The sequence below is a fragment of the Pseudomonas fluorescens genome, from assembly GCF_902497625.1.
Classification (GTDB): Bacteria; Pseudomonadota; Gammaproteobacteria; order Pseudomonadales; family Pseudomonadaceae; genus Aquipseudomonas; species Aquipseudomonas fluorescens_BQ.
This window is the reverse complement of the sequence record NZ_CABVGX010000001.1, coordinates 21,778-39,844: the sequence shown is the minus strand read 5'-3', so window position 1 is coordinate 39,844 and position 18,067 is coordinate 21,778. Positions and strand designations below refer to the sequence as shown.

22 protein-coding genes and 1 pseudogene are annotated in these 18,067 nt (G+C 55.6%); 13 read left to right on the top strand and 10 right to left on the bottom strand.

From position 1 onward, the window contains the following. Positions 1-393 precede the first annotated feature (393 nt). Positions 394-1,074: a response regulator transcription factor gene (locus F8N12_RS00260; protein WP_150578590.1), complete on the bottom strand. Its 681-nt coding sequence runs from the start codon at positions 1,072-1,074 to the stop codon at positions 394-396. A gap of 407 nt (positions 1,075-1,481) precedes the next feature. Between F8N12_RS00260 and F8N12_RS00255 the strand changes: the two genes are divergently transcribed. Beyond that, positions 1,482-3,023, top strand: coding sequence for a catalase (locus tag F8N12_RS00255; protein WP_150578589.1), 1,542 nt, complete (start codon positions 1,482-1,484; stop codon positions 3,021-3,023). Between the two features lie 47 nt (positions 3,024-3,070). On the opposite strand, the gene F8N12_RS00250 is transcribed toward F8N12_RS00255, so the two are convergent. From F8N12_RS00250 to F8N12_RS00240, 3 genes are all read right to left on the bottom strand, one after another. Further along, complete coding sequence (locus F8N12_RS00250) at positions 3,071-3,487, bottom strand: C40 family peptidase (protein WP_224787650.1); 417 nt, start codon at positions 3,485-3,487, stop codon at positions 3,071-3,073. 441 nt (positions 3,488-3,928) lie between these two features. Further along, positions 3,929-5,482: a SulP family inorganic anion transporter gene (locus F8N12_RS00245; RefSeq protein WP_150578789.1), complete on the bottom strand. Its 1,554-nt coding sequence runs from the start codon at positions 5,480-5,482 to the stop codon at positions 3,929-3,931. An 85-nt stretch (positions 5,483-5,567) separates the two neighbouring features. Continuing rightward, complete coding sequence (locus tag F8N12_RS00240) at positions 5,568-6,278, bottom strand: carbonic anhydrase (RefSeq protein WP_150578587.1); 711 nt, start codon at positions 6,276-6,278, stop codon at positions 5,568-5,570. 524 nt (positions 6,279-6,802) lie between these two features. Between F8N12_RS00240 and F8N12_RS00235 the strand changes: the two genes are divergently transcribed. From F8N12_RS00235 to F8N12_RS00195, 9 genes are all read left to right on the top strand, one after another. Then, positions 6,803-7,639, top strand: a complete 837-nt coding sequence (locus F8N12_RS00235) for a mechanosensitive ion channel family protein (RefSeq protein ID WP_150578586.1) — start codon at positions 6,803-6,805, stop codon at positions 7,637-7,639. A gap of 37 nt (positions 7,640-7,676) precedes the next feature. Continuing rightward, positions 7,677-8,111 (top strand): response regulator, encoded by a 435-nt coding sequence (locus F8N12_RS00230; RefSeq protein ID WP_150578585.1) that lies wholly within the window; start codon positions 7,677-7,679, stop codon positions 8,109-8,111. 5 nt (positions 8,112-8,116) lie between these two features. Then, positions 8,117-8,449, top strand: a complete 333-nt coding sequence (locus tag F8N12_RS00225; RefSeq protein WP_150578584.1) for a hypothetical protein — start codon at positions 8,117-8,119, stop codon at positions 8,447-8,449. 70 nt (positions 8,450-8,519) lie between these two features. Continuing rightward, positions 8,520-8,822 carry a DUF2282 domain-containing protein gene (locus F8N12_RS00220; RefSeq protein WP_150578583.1) on the top strand — a complete coding sequence of 101 codons (303 nt, stop codon included), beginning with the start codon at positions 8,520-8,522 and terminating at the stop codon, positions 8,820-8,822. A gap of 25 nt (positions 8,823-8,847) precedes the next feature. After that, complete coding sequence (locus F8N12_RS00215; RefSeq protein ID WP_150578582.1) at positions 8,848-9,702, top strand: DUF692 domain-containing protein; 855 nt, start codon at positions 8,848-8,850, stop codon at positions 9,700-9,702. Beyond that, a complete protein-coding gene (locus tag F8N12_RS00210; protein ID WP_150578581.1) occupies positions 9,699-10,460 on the top strand; it encodes a DUF2063 domain-containing protein in 762 nt (253 codons plus the stop codon). The genes F8N12_RS00215 and F8N12_RS00210 overlap by 4 nt, the downstream gene beginning before the upstream one ends. Next, positions 10,457-10,963: a DoxX family protein gene (locus F8N12_RS00205; RefSeq protein ID WP_150578580.1), complete on the top strand. Its 507-nt coding sequence runs from the start codon at positions 10,457-10,459 to the stop codon at positions 10,961-10,963. The genes F8N12_RS00210 and F8N12_RS00205 overlap by 4 nt, the downstream gene beginning before the upstream one ends. 127 nt (positions 10,964-11,090) lie before the next feature. Then, positions 11,091-11,699: an RNA polymerase sigma factor gene (locus tag F8N12_RS00200; RefSeq protein ID WP_150578579.1), complete on the top strand. Its 609-nt coding sequence runs from the start codon at positions 11,091-11,093 to the stop codon at positions 11,697-11,699. Continuing rightward, entirely contained in the window at positions 11,693-11,926 is a 234-nt protein-coding gene (locus F8N12_RS00195) for an anti-sigma factor family protein (RefSeq protein WP_150578578.1), read from the top strand. Before F8N12_RS00200 ends, F8N12_RS00195 begins: the two co-directional genes overlap by 7 nt. Before the next feature lie 151 nt (positions 11,927-12,077). Here F8N12_RS00195 and F8N12_RS00190 read toward each other — a convergent pair whose 3' ends face one another. The 6 genes and pseudogenes from F8N12_RS00190 to F8N12_RS00165 all read right to left on the bottom strand — a co-directional run. Then, positions 12,078-12,275 (bottom strand): hypothetical protein, encoded by a 198-nt coding sequence (locus tag F8N12_RS00190; protein WP_150578577.1) that lies wholly within the window; start codon positions 12,273-12,275, stop codon positions 12,078-12,080. 105 nt (positions 12,276-12,380) lie between these two features. Then, positions 12,381-12,503 (bottom strand): hypothetical protein, encoded by a 123-nt coding sequence (locus F8N12_RS28020; RefSeq protein WP_263596514.1) that lies wholly within the window; start codon positions 12,501-12,503, stop codon positions 12,381-12,383. Between the two features lie 31 nt (positions 12,504-12,534). Continuing rightward, on the bottom strand, positions 12,535-12,753 hold the full coding sequence (locus F8N12_RS00185; protein WP_150578576.1) for a hypothetical protein: 219 nt from the start codon (positions 12,751-12,753) through the stop codon (positions 12,535-12,537). Between the two features lie 140 nt (positions 12,754-12,893). Then, the gene (locus tag F8N12_RS00180; protein WP_150578575.1) at positions 12,894-13,124 is read right to left on the bottom strand and encodes a hypothetical protein; all 231 of its coding nucleotides are present in this window, start codon (positions 13,122-13,124) and stop codon (positions 12,894-12,896) included. Positions 13,125-13,231: 107 nt separating this feature from the next. Then, positions 13,232-13,462 (bottom strand): hypothetical protein, encoded by a 231-nt coding sequence (locus F8N12_RS00175; protein ID WP_150578574.1) that lies wholly within the window; start codon positions 13,460-13,462, stop codon positions 13,232-13,234. A gap of 398 nt (positions 13,463-13,860) precedes the next feature. Next, positions 13,861-14,685: pseudogene (locus F8N12_RS00165) on the bottom strand (OprD family outer membrane porin); the annotation flags it as partial. A 412-nt stretch (positions 14,686-15,097) separates the two neighbouring features. On the opposite strand from F8N12_RS00165, the gene antA reads away from it, so the two are divergent. Genes antA through antC form a run of 3 tightly spaced genes read left to right on the top strand, consistent with a single transcriptional unit; the run spans position 15,098 to position 18,038 of the window. Further along, a complete protein-coding gene (gene antA / locus F8N12_RS00160) occupies positions 15,098-16,501 on the top strand; it encodes an anthranilate 1,2-dioxygenase large subunit (protein WP_150578572.1) in 1,404 nt (467 codons plus the stop codon). A 2-nt stretch (positions 16,502-16,503) separates the two neighbouring features. Then, positions 16,504-16,995: an anthranilate 1,2-dioxygenase small subunit gene (gene antB / locus F8N12_RS00155; RefSeq protein WP_150578571.1), complete on the top strand. Its 492-nt coding sequence runs from the start codon at positions 16,504-16,506 to the stop codon at positions 16,993-16,995. 17 nt (positions 16,996-17,012) lie between these two features. Then, positions 17,013-18,038: an anthranilate 1,2-dioxygenase electron transfer component AntC gene (antC, locus tag F8N12_RS00150; RefSeq protein ID WP_150578570.1), complete on the top strand. Its 1,026-nt coding sequence runs from the start codon at positions 17,013-17,015 to the stop codon at positions 18,036-18,038. Positions 18,039-18,067 lie beyond the last annotated feature (29 nt).

Sequence of the window (18,067 nt, the reverse complement as noted above, 5' to 3'; positions counted from 1 at the left end):
TTCTCCTAAAAACCTCTGCGGCGCACTATAAGAACGGTCTCAAAACGCTGCGCTGTGCCATCGTGAATATTTCTTCCATTCAGTTGACCGGATTCAAAAAAAAGCCCGCACAAGGCGGGCGAAGACAGCACTGGAATTAAAGTCGGACTTCCCCTGACGGAGAAAGAGCAGACTTCTTACACTTGAAACACACAGTAGACGCCCCATCCGTGGGGCACATTAATCATGGACTTAAGACTTCGACGAGTCCTTGAGACTTGTCCCAAAAAATGGCCCGTAGCATTTATTTCACGAATATAATCTTGTTCGACTTTGAGAAAGATTCTGCGGCACACCCCTCTCGCACTGTCTATGGCGAGAGCGTTATTCCCCTTCATAGACGCTGGTTATTTCTTACAAGGTTGTAGAAGGCCCATCCAGCTCGTACCGCGACAATCTTCTGAACAGATCGATATCATTTTTCAACCCCAGCTTGCGGTGAGCCGCCAGTTTCTGAGTGCTCACCGTTTTCAAGCTTCGGTGGGACATTTCAGCAATCCGGGTCACGGTCAGACCGGTAATGTACAGGCGCAGCACCTCTCTTTCGCGCTGAGACAACGCGGGATGGGAGAGTAATGCAGGTTCGAAATCGCTTGTATCAACCGCTGTCCCCGGCATCCCGGCGTCTTCAACCATCGTGATGCTGGCAGACAGATAACGCTGTCCAGCCGCCAGCGTACGAATGGCAGATGCACACACCTCAAGCGGTTCACGCTTGCAGACAATACCGTGACCCCCCATGCCGAGCAGCAACGTTGCCGTCGCCGGGCACGGCTCGGCCAGGAAGACCAGTGTGCGAATTTCCGGATAATGGGCTGTCAGGGTTTTGATAACATGCTGGCCATTAATATCTTGAAGCGCATAGCCAACCAATAAAAGATCTATGCCGCCCTGCCCGGCCGCAGACAATGCATCGCTCGCCCGCCTGTAAGTACCCGCCACTGCGATACCTGGCTGACCCGCCAGGTGTAGATGCAGGCCACCAGGCATCATTTCATGTTCATCGAGCACTCCGACTCTGATCAAGCTCGACATTTAACACCTCTTCATCCCGTGGAATTAATTATTCCTTTATGGGCAAGCATAGGCCGCTCAGGCACCCGAAAGAAACGACCTGTAAATTTTCAAGACAAATCCCATACCTTCGCCAACTGCAATAACAACGGGTTGTAACGTTCAGGATTAAATCGATGCCTCGTTGAGAGCTGTCGAGGGTAACCATGCCCACATCGTTAAGCTTTAAGATCCGTCTTAAATGCCTGCACAATAACGACGATTAAATCCCCTACTCATTTTGAGACGGTTCTTACATAAACTGCCCACCGTTCTGGCAAATGCTGGAGAACGTACTTGGCGAAAAATCGTTCCGCCATTGTTCCCCGGTGAAACTTCCTCGGGTCAACGAATGTTCTTCCTTAACCCATCCAATGCTGGAGCTTTTTATGTCGGTCAACCACCGTCTGAACTTATCGTCCCGTTCGCGATTACTCTGCCTGGTCACTACCAGTGCCCTGCCCTTTGCTGTTCACGCTGCCAACCTGACGGGAGACAACGGTGCAGCTGTCGGGGACAATCAGAACTCGCAAACCGCCGGTCCCAACGGCCCGGTGTTGCTACAAGATGTGCACTTGATCCAGAAACTCCAACGCTTCGACCGCGAACGCATCCCGGAGCGCGTAGTGCACGCACGGGGCACGGGTGCCCACGGCGTGTTCACCGCCACTGACACCTTGAGCGACCTGACCAAAGCCAGGCTTTTCACCTCGGGCACGGTCACTCCAGTATTCGTTCGCTTCTCATCGGTGGTCCATGGTAATCACTCGCCAGAGACCCTGCGGGATCCTCGCGGCTTCGCCACCAAGTTTTACACCGCCGACGGCAACTGGGACTTGGTGGGCAATAACTTCCCGACTTTTTTCATCCGCGACGCAATCAAATTCCCGGACATGGTTCACGCATTCAAACCGGACCCGCGCACCAACCTGGACGACGACTCCCGCCGATTTGATTTCTTCTCCCATACGCCCGAGGCCACCCGCACCTTGACCGAGCTGTACTCCAACGCCGGCATTCCAGCCAGCTACCGCGAGATGAATGGCAACGGTGTACATGCCTACAAGTTTGTTAATGCCAAGAACGACGTGCATTACGTCAAGTTTCACTGGAAGAGCCAGCAAGGCATTCGCAACCTGTCACCCAAGGATGTCGCCAGCGTGCAAGGCGCCAATTACAGCCACATGACTCAGGATCTGGTTACAAATATCAATAAAGGCAATTTCCCCAAGTGGGACCTGTATGTGCAAGTGCTGAAGCCTGAGGCACTCACCACTTACCTTTTCGACCCGCTGGACGCCACAAAGGTATGGCCTGACGTGCCCATGCGCAAAGTCGGACAGATGGTGCTCAACCGCAACCCGGCCAACGTCTTCCTGGAAACCGAACAGGTCGCCATGGCCCCTTCCAATCTGATTCCGGGCATCGAACCGTCAGAAGACAAATTGCTGCAAGGGCGACTGTTTTCCTACGCCGATACCCGGATGTACCGCTTAGGCGCCAATGCCCTGCAACTGCCGATCAATGCCTCGAAAGCTGCCGTCAACAACGGTAATCAGGATGGCGCGATGAATTCGGCCAGCACCAGCGCCGGCACCAACTACCAGCCCAGCCGATTACTGCCGCGTGAAGAAACTCCTGGTGCACGCTACAGCTCGCTCTCGCTGTCCGGCAGCACTCAACAGGTAAAAATCCAGCGAGAGCAAAACTTCAAGCAAGCGGGAGACTTGTATCGCTCGTTCAGCAGCAGAGAGCGCCAGGATTTGATCAACAGTTTCGGCGCTTCGCTGGCCAGTGCAGACGATGTGAGTAAACACCGCATCCTGTCATTCCTCTACAAGGCAGACCCGGAATACGGCAGCGGCGTGACCAAGGCAGCCAAGGGCGACCTGCTCCGCGTCCAGGCACTGGCAACTCATCTGGTCGACTGAATGACCTCGTCGCTGCATCCGCAAGGGTGCAGCGGCGCGGCAGGCGGTTAATGAAACCGCTTAGCGGTTAAATAGCTTTTATTCCAATATTTATTTGACAACGAATCAATGCGAATGCTTTTCCCTGTTCTGGGAGAGTGAATAAATTTATCATTCCCAATATAGATGCCGACATGCTTCATGCGACCGCGCCCGTTGTGTTTGAAAAACACCGCGTCGCCGCTTTTAAGATTATGTCGAAGAACAGTTTTGGCATTCGAATTCAACATAGCGGTCGTGGTCCGCGGAATGTTAATCCCCGCTTCACTGCGAAACAGATAGAACAACAGCCCACTGCAATCGAAACCTTTGCTGACAGAGGCGCCGCCCCAGCGGTACGGCGTTCCAATGAGTTCATGAGCACGGCCAATGACTTTATCCACGCGCTTTGTGTTATCTCTGTTGAGACTTGAAACCTGACTCATGTAGGCGATATTTATACCGGCCTCCTGTTCATTCGACGCGAAAAGGTTGCCCGAAAACAGATGAGTGATCAATAAGATCAATGTTAGCTTTGCCATGATGCATACCAGTAAGAGAATCTAAACAACTGGAGCACATGGTATTTATCAAGGCCTATTCACCACATAGGATTTGTCCTAATCAAAATCCACAATAGTGCTGGGCCGACGTACGGAAAATTATGAATTTGAATAGATCCGCCAAGCGTTCATCCAAAGCACCGTAATATGAATAGTTGAGCCGCTTCGATTGAAGATAGCGAGATCTACCAAGTAATCACCGTACTGTTCCTTATTTGCTGAACCGTGGTTGCACAAAAGCCCCCACGCCTTGTTCAAGCGAGGGGGCCAATGGTGGTCAGTGATAGAAGCGCCCTTCCCTTCGGACGCTGCGAAGTTATCCCGTCAAGTTGACTGTTTAGCCTTGGGCGACCCCAAACCTGCCGTGGTGCGTAGACGCCCTTCCAGCCGACGCTTGACGCCTCGCGCGTCCATCACCAAGGTTGAACCGTTGGCCGCATTGGCCCGCCCCCACTCCTGCAGATACTCGAGGCACGAATGGTCGATGTAGCGCAGGTTATTGAGCGGCACATGCACCGTACTACCTGCCGGTACGGACGACAAAATCCGGGTCAGCGCCGGGACTTTCAGGAATGTAGCTGCACCGGTCAAGCGCAATTCCAACTCACCATGCTCGGGGCGATGGACCAGGGTGATCTTCAAACGCGACCCCTTCCAGGCCAAGTTGAGCAAGGTCAGGGCGAAGCCGATCAGCACGCCGGTGAGCAAGTCAGTGAAGATAATCGCCAGGGCCGTGGCGGCATACGTCAGCATCGGTATGCGCCCATAACGGCCAAGGGCACGAAAGGCTTTGATGTCTACCAGTTTGATTCCGGTATAGACCAGCACACCCGCCAGGCTGGCTACCGGGATACTTTGCAATACGCTTGACAGCAGCAGTACAAAGGCCAGGAGCCATAGACCATGAAACATGGCCGAAAGTCGGGTGGTAGCCCCGGCCTGAACGTTGGCCGAGCTGCGCACGATCACACCGGTCATCGGCAAAGCGCCGACCAGACCGCAGAGCATATTGCCAACGCCCTGAGACACCAATTCCTGGTCAAAGTCCGAGCGCTGTCCGTTGTGCATGCGGTCCACGGCAGCTGCAGATAACAGGGTTTCGGCACTGGCAATAAACGCCAGGGCGAATGCCGCGATCAACAGGTTGGGATCGGCAAGATTCAGCAGATCAGAAAAACGCAGCCAGTCGATGGCGTCCGCCAGGTTCTCTGGCACATCTACACGCTTGACCTGCAACGCCAAGGCCAAACTGGCTAACGTCGCCAGACCTACACCCAACAGTGCCCCAGGAACAAAGCGGAGTGATTTCGGGCGCCACTTGTCCCACAGCCACATCACCATGATCGTCGACAAGCCCAACAATCCGGCCTCCCAGCCGATGCCGGCGCCCAGGGTCGGCAGCGCCTGGAACAGCGCGGTCGGGAATCCGGCCAGATTATTTAGCCCCGAGGGCATCGGCACTCCGTCAAGCATCACATGCAGTTGGGACAGCACGATCAGCACGCCGATGCCTGCCAACATTCCGTACACCACCGAAGGGGCTGTCACACGAAACCAGCAGCCCAGCTGAAAGCGTCCCGCCAGCAATTGCAGCAAACCTGCCAGCAGCACAATCGGCCCCAACATGGCCAGGCCATGCTGACGCACGATTTCGAAAACCAATACCACCAAACCCGCTGCCGGACCACTCACCTGCAACGGCGATCCGGCACACCAGCCCACCACCAACCCGCCGATGATACCGGTAATCAAGCCCTTGGCCGGCGGCATGCCCGAAGCGATCGCAATACCCATGCACAAAGGCAAGGCGACCAGAAATACAACCACGGAAGCCAAGAGCTCCCGCGGTAAAAGCGCTTTTAACTGCGCAGCAGGCATCATGAGTGCTCTCCCGATATTTTCTAAAGACATAGCAATGCCGGGCTGTCAGCTCGACAGCCATGGCCTTAACGGTCAGGACTGGTTAGAAGCGCGTTTTAGGCGTCGCCATGGGGACTGAATGAACGCTGTCCAGCGGCAGGAAGCACGCTTGGTCCACGTCGTACGCTCTGATTTCGCTGGTTTGAATGTTATAGACCCAGCCGTGAATGAATAACTGGCCGTTGGCAATGCGTGAAGCCACGCAAGGGTGTGTCTGCAGGTGCTGCAACTGGGCGATCACATTCTCTTCGGTGAGCACGGGCATGCTTTCGCTTTCAGTGGCGCAGCAGCCGTTCTCCTGAAGCATGGTCCTGGCGACCTCGGCATGACGCAACCAGGCTTTGACCGTGGGCATTTTTTCCAGCGACTGTGGGTTAAGCACAGCACGCATGGCACCACAATCGGAATGCCCGCAAATAATGATGTGTTGAACACCCAACACCAGGACTGCATATTCGATGGCCGTGGAAACGCCGCCGTTGATCTGCCCGTAAGCCGGCACCAGATTGCCCACATTACGTGTGACAAACAGGTCGCCGGGGGCGCTCTGGGTGATCAACTCGGGAACAATCCTTGAATCCGCACACGCAATAAACATCACTTTGGGTCGCTGGGCCGTGGCGAGCTTTTTGAACAGTTCTTCCTGTTGCGGAAACACCTCATGATGAAAATGGAGAAATCCTTCCACGACGTTTTGCAGGGCCTGATCGGGTGAAACTGACCCAGGCAGTAGCAGGGCCTTATGGTGAATCATGATTTATTATCCTCGAAACTTATAAAATAATTGCCCAGCCTTATGACCTGAAGAGTGGAACAGCCGCATTAGAAAATAACCCGCAGAGCGCTTGATAAAAAAGTTAAACAGAGAGACATCAACCTCTATACGATTTTTGATCACCACCACTGGGTAGTGCCCGCAACTTACTTTCAATCAGGTTGTTTTAGCATCGGTGTTATTTGGCTTTACGGCCATGGGACTTGTCCTAAAAGCACAATAAACATGTCTTTCACAACGCCAAAGAGCCTCTTCCAATCGCCCCATGGAACAACGGCGAGTGAAATGTGGAAGCAACCCCACCCCAGTCCACCTCCCCATATTTCCCTTTCCTTGAAAAAACAAGACAAGTCTTACATCGGGCAGACACTCCACCGAGAGACTCTAGAAGCACGTGGCCCGGCTAGATACTCGGGAATCCAGTCACGGGGTCGTATTGCTTTATCTATTTGATTCGAGCACACCCGATGACTTTTAAACTAAACCAATGAAGCAGGCGCAACATGGATTTTGATGTTAATCAACTCATAAAACATACCGAGACGTGGCTGCCGGTGGTTCTGGAATATGGCGCTAATCTCACCTTGGCGTTTGCAACACTGGCCATTGGTTGGTGGCTCATCAGCACGATCACGGGAAGAGTCGGCGTGTTGCTGGGAAAACGCAGTGTCGATAAAACCCTGCAAAAGTTTGTGGGCAACCTGGTCAGCACTGCACTGAAGATCATGCTGGTCATCAGTGTGGCCTCGATGATCGGTATTCAGACCACCAGCTTTGTCGCCGCATTGGGCGCCGCAGGCCTGGCTATCGGTTTGGCGCTCCAGGGCAGTTTATCGAACTTTGCTGGCGGCGTTCTGATCCTGCTTTTCCGTCCCTTTAAAGTGGGCGATACAGTGGAAGTCCAGGGAGTTTATGGCACCGTGGAATCCATTCTCATTTTCCACACCGTGATACTTAGCACCGATAACAAACGCATCGTTGTGCCCAATGGCAGTATCTCCAACGGCATCATTACCAACTACTCCAGCGAGGCTTTACGTAAAGTCGTCTTTGATGTCGGCGTGGACTACACCGCCAACCTGGGCATCGCACGCCAGGTGCTGCTGGAATTGAGTAAAGACCCAAGAGTACTGAAAGACCCGGCCCCAGTGGTGGTCGTCAGTACGTTGGGCGATAGCGCGATTACCGTCTCACTGCGCATATGGGCGTTGAATACCGACTACTGGGATTTGATGTTCATGTTTAACGAAAAAGCCCGTGACGCCTTGGGCCAGCAAGGGATCGGCATTCCGTTCCCGCAACGCGTTATTACCGTAATCAACACGCCGCCTCTTCCTTGACGCAGTGATTGGCGATACCCACGAAACGAGAAACATCATGAACAAAACACTCAAAATATTGATTGCGGATACAAACTTCTCCAGCCGACTTCATATCGAAAAAGCACTTAACAGACTGGGCTATTTCTGCATCCTTCCCGTCGATTCGTTTGCGCAGCTGTGCGTTCTAAGCACCGATTCCGCACCGGATTTTGATGTATTGATCGCCGATGAACATTTGATCATAGACTCCGGCATAGAGCTGAAAACATTCTGCAAAAAAATTAAGAACATCGCTTACAAATTGTTTTACGACCATAGGCATATGAGCAGCATTACCAACCCTTTTCAGCCGGGCCAGACTTACATGTCCGGGTCAAACATACCGTCAGAGGGAGAACTCAATGACTTCATTTCCCTTATAACCCAAGACAACGCACGGTTGATGAACAAAAAAGCTTCTGTTGCGCGGTCGCAACCCAGCGAGCGCTAGTCGTCATGAGCCTCAATAAGGGTAAATATCTGGCGACGGCGACCACTGTTTTGTTTTGCATGCTTCTTTCAGGATGTGCGTCGCCGCCGGAGCACCCGCAATTGGTGGAGGCAGACCTTCTATTTGCTGCGCTACAAAGCAAATCGGAGTCAATCACGCTGGTACCTCAAGAAACCCAGGCAGCGTTTGTCCCGCTGGCCCAAGCCTACATTCTATCCAACCGCAACCGTAGCGACCCGAGAATTGAAGAGCTTTCGATACTCGCCAAGAAAAGAATCGCTCTGGCGGAACAGCTCATTTCTGAAAAGTTGGCGTTGGGCTGTAACGGATCGTGTTAACCGGTCTCTAGAGCAGTAAGCAAGCGCAATCGCTTGCTGATCGAACCTCAAAAAAAACCGGAGTAACATCATGACTGCAACGACCCGCACCCTGTCCACTACTGCCCTGGTTCTGGCCCTCGGTTCTGCCCTGAACATAGCCGCGGTCTCCACCGTTCACGCCGCCGCCGACATGGAAAAATGCTTCGGCGTGTCGTTGAAAGGGCAAAACGATTGCGCCGCTGGTGCTGGCACCACTTGCGCCGGTACCGCGAAAACCGACTTCCAGAGCAATGCCTGGAAGCTGGTCCCGAAAGGCACCTGCATGACCACCGAAAGCAAGACCTCCCCGACCGGTTTCGGTCAGATGCAAGCGTTCAAAGCCAAAGCCTGACCCGTCCCCAGCCTGAGTGTCGAGTATGGATCCTGTATCATTCGGACTCCCGCCCCGCGCCGGGCTGGGGCTCAAGACCGAGCATTTCCTTGAAGTGCTCGAGTCAAAACCGGACATCGGTTTCTTCGAAATCCACGCCGAAAACTACATGGTGGACGGCGGCCCGTTTCATTACTACCTGGGTTTGATTCGCGAACGGTACCCGCTGTCGTTGCATGGCGTTGGCTTATCGATCGGGGCTGAAGGTCTGCTGGACGCCGACCACCTCAAACGCCTCGCCGTACTCATTGACCGCTATCAACCTCACTCTTTTTCCGAACACCTGGCCTGGTCCAGCCATGGCCCGGTGTTCCTCAATGATTTGTTGCCTCTGGTTTACGACACCTCTGTACTGGCCCGCATCTGCGAACACATTGACCAGGTACAGAGCCAGCTAAAACTCCCGATGTTGCTGGAGAACCCCGCCACATATCTGGCGTTCCATGGCTCTACCCTCGACGAAGCCGACTTCATCAGTGAAGTCGTTCGCCGCACCGGGTGCGGGTTGCTGCTGGACGTGAATAACGTCTACGTATCGTGCATCAACCATCGCCGTGACCCGCAGGCCTACATTGACGCCCTGCCCTTGCAGGCTGTGGGCGAGATTCATCTGGCGGGGTTTGCCGAAGACACTGACAGTCTCGGTGACCGCTTGTTGATTGACGATCACGGTGCAGCTATCGATCACGCGGTCTGGTCGTTGTATCGGCAAGTGCTGGCACGCACCGGGCCGGTAGCGACGCTGATCGAGCGCGACAATCAGTTGCCGGCGTTCAGCGTGCTGCATGCCGAGGCGCGCCATGCCGATGAGTTGCTGCTAAACGTCAAGGGCCGGCCATGAGCACTCAAGAGGGTTTTTACGCCGCGCTGCTCGATCCGCAACGGAGTTGTCCCGAGGGCTTGTTCAGCAGCAACGGCGCCGATCCCGCCAGCCGGTTCGACGTGTATCGCAACAATGTGCAGAGCTCGCTGATCAATGCCTTGGCGAGCAGTTACCCCGTGGTGGAACAACTGGTCGGTGAAGAATTTTTCCGGGCCATGGCCCGGATCTATGTGCTGGGCAACGCGCCCCACAGTCCGCTGATGAAGGATTACGGCCACGACCTGGCGGACTTCATTGACGGCTTCGGGCCCGCGGCCAGCGTGGCGTACCTGAGTGATGTCGCGCGTCTGGAGCGGTTGCGCACAGTCGCCTATCACTCAGCCGATGCGCTGCCGCTGAGCCATGAACAGATCGGCGCCGTCCTCGCCGATCCACATACCTTGAACCAGTTGAGTGTCGAACTGCACCCTTCGGTGAAGTTGCTGACTTCGGCCTTCCCCGTCGTCGCAATCCGGGCCTCGCACCAGCAAAACGCAACGCTGGCGGGGATCGACTTGAGCCACGGACAGAATGCGCTGGTTCTGCGTGATGGCCTGGAGGTTCACGTGTTAGCCATCGAGCCCGGGGCCTGTGCCTTCATCCACAATCTGCAAAACGGCCAGACCTTGAGCCAGGCATTGGAGTCCGCCCCCGCGTTCGACCTCTGCCACATCTTGTCGCTGTTGATTCGCCACAACGCCATTACTCATTTCCACCACAACAAGGTATTGCCATGAGCACTCTATGTCCCATCAGTCATGCGATCGCGCTTCTGGAAAAAATCCCGCATAACCTGGTCGCTTTACTGGGGCGTTTTTCCATCGCGGCAGTTTTCTGGAAGTCCGGGCAAACCAAGATTGAAGGCGTTGCCATCGACCTGATCGACGGCACGTTCGAACTCGGTTGGCCGCGCTTGGCCGATTCGACTGTTCCCTTGTTCAACAGCGAGTACAACCTGCCGTTGTTGTCACCGGAGATTGCCGCGCACTTGGCGGCCTTCGCGGAGCACTTTTTCCCGATTTTGATTCTTCTCGGTTTTGCAACGCGGTTTTCGGCGCTGGCGTTGCTGGGCATGACCCTGATCATTCAGCTGTTTGTGTATCCGGATGCGTATCCGACCCATGGTACGTGGGCCGTAGTGCTTCTTTACCTGATGGCGACGGGGCCAGGCAAAGTATCGATCGATCACCTGATCGCCCTGCGCCAGGCCCGTAACAAGTCCGCATCCGGGCTTTTTTGAGACCTGTCCTAAGGAGGCGACGCCGGCAACCGCCGTAAGATCCGGCTTTTCGTCCTACTCTACAGGCGGTGTTCTTTGCCCACATGTTTGAAAGAAGCAGATGCCGCTCCAACGGAGCGACAGACCCATGAATGACGACGCAAGATTGGTCAAGCGACTGCTGGCAGGCGAGACACGGGCTTTTGAGGAGGCCGTCAATACATACCAGAGCGCTATGCACGCTGTGGCCTACGCCATCGTTGGTTCGAGGGGAAGTGAAGATGTGGTCCAGGAAGCGTGGCTCTCAGTCGTCCGTAGTCTGTCCGGTTTCCAGTTCCGTTCGAGCCTGAAAACCTGGCTATTGACCATCACGGCCAACCTGGCGAAGAGTCACTACAAACGCAATCGTCGGGAAGTGCTGCTCGATGATGTTCCATCGCCTCATGGCACTTTTGATGATGATCGTTTTTCGCCCGACGATGGTCATTGGCTGTTGGCCCCGTACATGTGGCATGAGGACACGCCTGAAGCGCTGCTGACCGAAAACGAACTACGTCAGTGCCTGGAGCACACGCTGCAACATTTGCCGCAACTGCAAAGTGGCGTGTTATTACTGCGCGATCGCCAAGGGTTGAGTCTGGAAGAGATTTGTATTCTTCTGGACATATCGCTCTCTAACGTTCGTGTGCTGTTACACAGGGCGAGGTTAAAGGTCTTCGCTACCGTGGAACATTTTGAGGAAACCGGCGAATGCTGACGTGCAAGGAACAAGTGGCGAGGTCGAGCGATTATCTCGACGGCCAATTGAGCTTTCGGCAAACCTTGAGGGTGCGACATCATTTGATGTTTTGCGCTAATTGCCGACGGTTTATCAGTCAGCTGCGCCTGATCCAGGCAACCCTGCGCACCATGAAGTCTGACACCGCTGCCGCCGACCCTTCGTTCGCCGAGCGTCTCGCCACAAGACGCCGTCGAGAACTGTAGAGGTGCGGCGAGCAGGAGGCGGATTAACTCCACCGTCACCTCAACTCACCCAAGGTGCATTTCCGAATCCAGCCAACCAGTTTGCGTCATGCACCTGCGGCTATTTAAAACGTGCGGACATGGTGCCGGACGCTGGTTATAGGATCATTTATCAAGTGGCCGGATGCTCAGGGGCGACGCCATCGGCGGCATCCACATCCGTCATATCTTCTTCAAGGTCTGCATCATCACCAGCAGGGGGCTGTTTATCGAGGTCATGAGTGTTGGAATCATGGCCCGTTTCGTTGTCAGTACCGACGGTTACGTGCTGCTGCGACACATTGCCTGGGGCCTTCTCATCAATGTCCATGTTGACTCTCCGATCTGATGCGCGGGACTTCCTTGCTTACACATGAGAGAGAACGGTGTATGGCAAGTGCCCGGGAATGGACGAACGGTGTACGGGAGCTTTTTATCAGCAAGATCCCGGAGGAATGCCACCTTTGTTGAAGTCCTTCAAACGCTCGCGCTCTTGCTCGGTGGCATGCGCCGGAGTGTCGGCATCTTTGGGTTGTTCTTTCTTCTTTTCATCAGTCATGGCAATAACCTCGTGTTTATGGCTCATGCAATCAAGCGACTTTGAGCGTCTCGGTGCGCGCGCGACCATCTGCCATTTTGTGCAAATATTCTCGCCACTTGCGGAACGCCTGGTGTTGCCGACAAGCGGCCGCCTGCCACGCTTCGCTGCCAATCAATTCGACCGGTATGGACATCATCTGCTCAGTCGCGCGGTCAAGCTCGTCAACGAGCTCACGGCCATTGGGCATATCAATAACTAGGGATCGCATAGGAACCTTCTATTTGGGCTACTAGATCGACTCTCCAAGTGACTGATGGTGCACGGATTCCGACGAACGGCAGTGATCAATTGCGCCTCTTCACATTTGCCGTCCGGTCGGTCCATCGGCCGGCCACTGCAGCGGAAGCTTCAGCCTTCCCTGTCGTTGTCCTTGTCCGCTTCACCGCCTTCTCGTCCACCGGGATAACCGGGCAAACCGCGGGTGTCGGCGGGTGTCATCTGGCTATCGTTGTCCGGGTGATCCCAGTCGGTTGTGGCGTTCGGGTCTTCATCACGACCGGCAGTGCCGATAACACAGCCGTCATCATTCGGGTCGAGATCGGTCTCAAGCGGTTTATCAGCGCTGGATGGATGGGTCATGGCTGCCTCCAAATGAGTTAATCGAAATTTTTTCGGGCGATTCGTCAATCATGAACATTGCTCCTCTGAGCAAGCGCTCTGTCCCGGTGTTGCCCGGCGACGCACGGTCAATCCAGCGGGCCAATGTTGATCGTGCGATCAGAACCCAGCCCCTCGACCTTGGCCAGGATTTCGGTCGGCGTGCGTTCGGAAAAATGCACCACGTAGCCCATACCACTGCCGTCCTCCTCGACCGAACTGACCCACATCTCAACCTCGTCGGCCGCAAGCCCGACGGCTTTGCCGATCTGGTGGTGGCGGCGGCGCGGGTCATCATCATCCACTGGATAGAATTCCATCAGCAAACCTCCTCGTGCCCTCTAACATGACTGGGTGCAGGAACCGACCCTGGCTGCGCGAGCAGTATCACAGGTCGGTTGACGCTCATCTTTCTCCCCGAGTACTGCCATTGCTGTGCTGCCCACCGACCCGCGCTTTCTCGGCGCGATCAGTTGTCACGTTGGCCTCAGATTGACTTTTGCGCCCCGCTTCTTTGACCTTTTGAGGATCATCGGCAAACCCGTGATGCGGTTCTTGTCGTTTGGTCATGATTCATCTCCTTCTTACAAGAAATAGTCACCTTGGTTCGACGCGGTACTACAGCCATCGTCCCGTTGAATCGACCAACGGGTTTGATTTCAATCGTTAAGTAATCCCGGGCGCTCCTCGACAACGAGGCCATTCGCGCCCCTGCGTTGGTTCGGCTATCGATGCGGCCGTACAGCGCGTCGCCCTCTTCCTTGTTATTGAAATAGCGCAAATCGGATTTCAGAGCGTAACCGCCGCCCAGGTCTGCCAGGTAGGTTGCACCCAGATAATGCTGGCGATAAATGTCTTCCAACTGACCAAAGAAGTAGGTCCCGGTCAGCTTCGGCGTGAACGCGTAGCTGGCACCGCCGAAGTTCAGACCGTCGCTGCGGCGCTGCACGTCAGGCCCGTTGAACAAGTACATTTTTTCGCTGTTGGATGATTCGCGACCGCTGATTTCGGTGAAGCGCCCGCCCGTCAGCGTCAGCTTGTCCACCTCTTTGGACTCGATCAGGGTGCCGTGATACGTGGTGACCAGTTGCCGTGAATCGTCGGTGTACGCCACCGGCAGCGTTGGCCGATGCTCACCGTATTTCAACTCGGTTTTGGAATAGCGCACCTTCGCGGTGTAGCCGCCACGGCCGTAGTCGGTCGCTTGCTCTTGCTTGCTGACGCTATAGGGAATGATGCTGTCAGGCCCCCTGCCACCACCGCCGTCGAGCCGGTAGGCGTATTGCATCGAAGCATCCAGACCAAACTGCAGCGGCCCCTCGGTGTAGCCCGAGATGAAGCGCAGGTCGAAGCCCTGGGTCCAGCTGCCGACGCGGGAGTTCTTCGGGTTTTCGCCCTTGAAGTCGCGATCGATATAAAAGTTGCGCAAGCCCAGCGCCAAATGGCTGTCCTCAACGAAATCCGCCTGAGCCATCATGGGTGTAATCATTCCGGCCAGACTGGCCGTCTGCACACAACGGGTGAACCAACTCGCTTGAAACATAACTTATCCCCTTTTATTCAATGTGCGAACACATCAAGTAGTGGCGCGATCAAGGTGATCGCTCCAATAGTTGGCAGTTGTTTCTTTATTAAAATAGTGAGCATGAGTCGTTATGGTTGATGTCGGTCCGGCTAGACAGCCAGCACGCATCGGGAATGATTAGGCAGCATTGTCGCCAGAGTCTCTATCCTGTTATTTCGAAACTCATATCCGTTTACTTAAAGTTATTAACGTCCCCGCAACCGCCGCGCCGGTCCTGGCCAGGCATGTCTGAGCCAAGGACCGCCGGCCAATTTTATGGACTGTGTTTGCCGACAAAGCGGATAGACCCCGACGCGGGCAACTTATTTAATGCAGACACGAGCAACTTGTTGAATGCACGAATTAGCCCGATGCAACGAGGTAACGATTAATGAGCAGTGCAAAAAGCGTAGAACAATGGAAAAGCTTCATTGAGGGTTGCCTGGACTTCCGTCCGGCAGAAGGTATTTTCCGAATTGCCCGGGTTATGTTTACCGAGCCGGATTTGTTTGATCTGGAAATGGCACTGATCTTCGAGAAAAACTGGATCTACGCCTGCCATGAAAGCGAAATCGCCAATAAGCATGATTTCATGACTATGCGCGCCGGCCGCCAGCCGATGATCATCACCCGCGACGGCGACGGCCAGCTCAATGCACTGATCAACGCCTGCCAACACCGTGGCACCACCCTGACGCGTGTCGGCAAGGGCAACCAGTCGACCTTCACCTGCCCGTTCCACGCATGGTGCTACAAAAGCGATGGTCGCCTGGTCAAGGTCAAGGCGCCCGGTGAATACCCGGAAGGTTTCGACAAGGCCACCCGTGGTCTGAAAAAAGCCCGCATCGAAAGCTACAAGGGTTTCGTCTTCATCAGTCTCGACGTCGATGGCAGCGACAGCCTTGAGGACTTCCTCGGCGACGCCAAGGTGTTCTTCGACATGATGGTCGCGCAGTCGCCCACCGGACAACTCGAAGTGCTGCCGGGCAAGTCCGCCTACACCTACGACGGCAACTGGAAACTGCAGAATGAAAACGGGCTGGACGGTTATCACGTCAGCACCGTGCACTACAACTACGTGGCCACCGTGCAACACCGCCAGCAGGTCAACAGCGAAAAAGGCCTGGCCGGCGCCGACACGCTGGACTACAGCAAGCTCGGCGCGGGCGACAAGGAAACCGACGACGGCTGGTTTGCTTTCCACAACGGTCACAGTCTGTTGTTCAGCGACATGCCCAACCCGGCGGTGCGTCCCGGTTACGCGACGATCATGCCGCGCCTGCTCGAAGAGCACGGCCAGGGCAAGGCCGAGTGGATGATGCACCGGCTGCGCAACCTGAACATCTACCCAAGCATGTTTTTCCTCGACCAGATCAGTTCGCAGTTGCGCATTATCCGCCCGATCGCCTGGAACAAAACCGAGATCAACAGCTTCTGCCTCGGCGTGGTGGGCGAATCGGATGCCGATCGGGAAAACCGCATTCGCCAGTTTGAAGACTTCTTCAACGTCTCCGGCATGGGCACCCCCGATGACCTGGTGGAATTTCGCGAAGCTCAGCGCGGTTTCCAGGCACGCCTGGAGCGCTGGAGCGACATTTCCCGCGGCACTGGCAAATGGGTCGAGGGCGCAACGCCTAACAGCGAAACCATCGGCATCTCACCGGCGTTGACCGGCACCGAGTTCACCCATGAGGGCCTCTACGTCAACCAGCATGGCAACTGGCAGCGCTTCATGCTCGAAGGCCTGGCGCGCATGGCCGCCGAAGAGCAACCGTTGAAACTGCGTGAGGTGTGATCATGAATTCGCAACTGCAATACCGCATCGAGCAATTTCTCTACCGCAACGCTGAAGCCTGCGACGCCCAGGATTGGGATACGTACGTGTCGATGTTCAGCGACGACAGCGAATTTCATTTGCCGCAATGGGACTCGGAGCACGTCTACACCACCGACCCGAAAAAAAGCATGTCGCTGATCTACTACCCCAACCGTGGCGGCCTCGAAGACCGGGTGTTCCGCATCCGCACCGGCAAGGCCGCATCGACCATCCCGATGCCGCGCACCCTGCACCTGATCAGCAATGTGCGCATCGCGCCGCTGGACAACGACCAGCTGGAGGTGCGGGTCAACTGGCACACCCTCTACTACCGCCTGCAAACCGCCGAATCATTTTTCGGGCGGGCCACCTACCGCCTACGGCCCGACGGCGACAGCTGGAAGATCACCCGCAAACATGCGCTGCTGCTCAACGACACCATCAATTCGGTGCTCGATTTCTATCATCTCTGACGGCGGAAATCTGGATCATGAGTCACAAGGTCGCGTTCAGTTTCGCCGACGGGAAAACCCTGTTTTTCCCGATTCAGAACAATGAAATCCTGCTCGATGCGGCGCTGCGCAACGGCATCAATATTCCGCTCGATTGCCGTGAAGGCGTGTGCGGCACTTGCCAGGGTCGCTGCGAGTCGGGCCAGTACAGCCAGGACTACGTCGACGATGAAGCACTGTCGGCCGATGACATGCGCCAACGCAAAATGCTCACCTGCCAGACCCGGGTGCAGTCCGACGCGGCGTTCTACTTCGACTTCGCCTCGACCCTGTGCAATGCCGCCGGGCCGGAGCGGCTCAAGGGCATTGTGCGGGCAGTCGAGCAGGTGTCGCCGAACACCGCGATCCTGCACCTGGATGCCGGTGCCGATGGCCAGCAGCTGGACTTTCTGCCCGGCCAGTACGCCAGGTTGCAAGTGCCGGGCACTGACGGCAAGCGCTCCTATTCGTTCGCCAACCGCCCCAATAGCAGCAACCAGTTGCAGTTCCTGATCCGTCTGCTGCCTGACGGGCTGATGAGCAATTACATTCGCGAGCGCAGCCTGATCGGCGACGAGATCATGCTCGAAGCGCCCCTCGGCGCCTTTTATCTGCGCCACGTCGACAAGCCGCTGGTGTTTGTGGCTGGCGGCACCGGGCTCTCGGCGTTCCTGGGCATGCTCGATGAGCTCGCGGAACGTGGCGGATGCGGGCATGCGGTGCAGCTGTACTACGGCGTGCGCAACGCTGCGGACCTTTGCGAAACCACGCGCATCGCCGCCTACGCCGAGCGCATTCCCGGTTTTCGCTTCATCCCGGTCATCAGCGATCCGGCCCCGGACTGGAGCGGCAAGTGCGGTTACATCACCGAGCACTTCAACCCTGCCGATTTTCGCCAACAGGACATGGACATGTACCTGTGCGGGCCGCCGCCGATGGTTGAGTCGATCAAGCAATGGCTGGCTGACCAGAGCCTGGACCAGACGCGCCTGTACTACGAGAAATTTACCGAGAGCAACACCTGACACTGGAACCCACAGCCAAACAATTTCCA

Excerpts from the sequence above, each read along its gene's own strand:
- F8N12_RS00260 (WP_150578590.1), bottom strand. The coding sequence starts at position 1,074 with ATGTCGAGCTTGATCAGAGTCGGAGTGCTCGATGAACATGAAATGATG.
- F8N12_RS00255 (WP_150578589.1), top strand. The coding sequence starts at position 1,482 with ATGTCGGTCAACCACCGTCTGAACTTATCGTCCCGTTCGCGATTACTC.
- F8N12_RS00250 (WP_224787650.1), bottom strand. The coding sequence starts at position 3,487 with ATGAGTCAGGTTTCAAGTCTCAACAGAGATAACACAAAGCGCGTGGAT.
- F8N12_RS00245 (WP_150578789.1), bottom strand. The coding sequence starts at position 5,482 with ATGCCTGCTGCGCAGTTAAAAGCGCTTTTACCGCGGGAGCTCTTGGCT.
- F8N12_RS00240 (WP_150578587.1), bottom strand. The coding sequence starts at position 6,278 with ATGATTCACCATAAGGCCCTGCTACTGCCTGGGTCAGTTTCACCCGAT.
- F8N12_RS00235 (WP_150578586.1), top strand. The coding sequence starts at position 6,803 with ATGGATTTTGATGTTAATCAACTCATAAAACATACCGAGACGTGGCTG.
- F8N12_RS00230 (WP_150578585.1), top strand. The coding sequence starts at position 7,677 with ATGAACAAAACACTCAAAATATTGATTGCGGATACAAACTTCTCCAGC.
- F8N12_RS00225 (WP_150578584.1), top strand. The coding sequence starts at position 8,117 with ATGAGCCTCAATAAGGGTAAATATCTGGCGACGGCGACCACTGTTTTG.
- F8N12_RS00220 (WP_150578583.1), top strand. The coding sequence starts at position 8,520 with ATGACTGCAACGACCCGCACCCTGTCCACTACTGCCCTGGTTCTGGCC.
- F8N12_RS00215 (WP_150578582.1), top strand. The coding sequence starts at position 8,848 with ATGGATCCTGTATCATTCGGACTCCCGCCCCGCGCCGGGCTGGGGCTC.
- F8N12_RS00210 (WP_150578581.1), top strand. The coding sequence starts at position 9,699 with ATGAGCACTCAAGAGGGTTTTTACGCCGCGCTGCTCGATCCGCAACGG.
- F8N12_RS00205 (WP_150578580.1), top strand. The coding sequence starts at position 10,457 with ATGAGCACTCTATGTCCCATCAGTCATGCGATCGCGCTTCTGGAAAAA.
- F8N12_RS00200 (WP_150578579.1), top strand. The coding sequence starts at position 11,091 with ATGAATGACGACGCAAGATTGGTCAAGCGACTGCTGGCAGGCGAGACA.
- F8N12_RS00195 (WP_150578578.1), top strand. The coding sequence starts at position 11,693 with ATGCTGACGTGCAAGGAACAAGTGGCGAGGTCGAGCGATTATCTCGAC.
- F8N12_RS00190 (WP_150578577.1), bottom strand. The coding sequence starts at position 12,275 with ATGGACATTGATGAGAAGGCCCCAGGCAATGTGTCGCAGCAGCACGTA.
- F8N12_RS28020 (WP_263596514.1), bottom strand. The coding sequence starts at position 12,503 with ATGACTGATGAAAAGAAGAAAGAACAACCCAAAGATGCCGACACTCCG.
- F8N12_RS00185 (WP_150578576.1), bottom strand. The coding sequence starts at position 12,753 with ATGCGATCCCTAGTTATTGATATGCCCAATGGCCGTGAGCTCGTTGAC.
- F8N12_RS00180 (WP_150578575.1), bottom strand. The coding sequence starts at position 13,124 with ATGACCCATCCATCCAGCGCTGATAAACCGCTTGAGACCGATCTCGAC.
- F8N12_RS00175 (WP_150578574.1), bottom strand. The coding sequence starts at position 13,462 with ATGGAATTCTATCCAGTGGATGATGATGACCCGCGCCGCCGCCACCAC.
- antA (WP_150578572.1), top strand. The coding sequence starts at position 15,098 with ATGAGCAGTGCAAAAAGCGTAGAACAATGGAAAAGCTTCATTGAGGGT.
- antB (WP_150578571.1), top strand. The coding sequence starts at position 16,504 with ATGAATTCGCAACTGCAATACCGCATCGAGCAATTTCTCTACCGCAAC.
- antC (WP_150578570.1), top strand. The coding sequence starts at position 17,013 with ATGAGTCACAAGGTCGCGTTCAGTTTCGCCGACGGGAAAACCCTGTTT.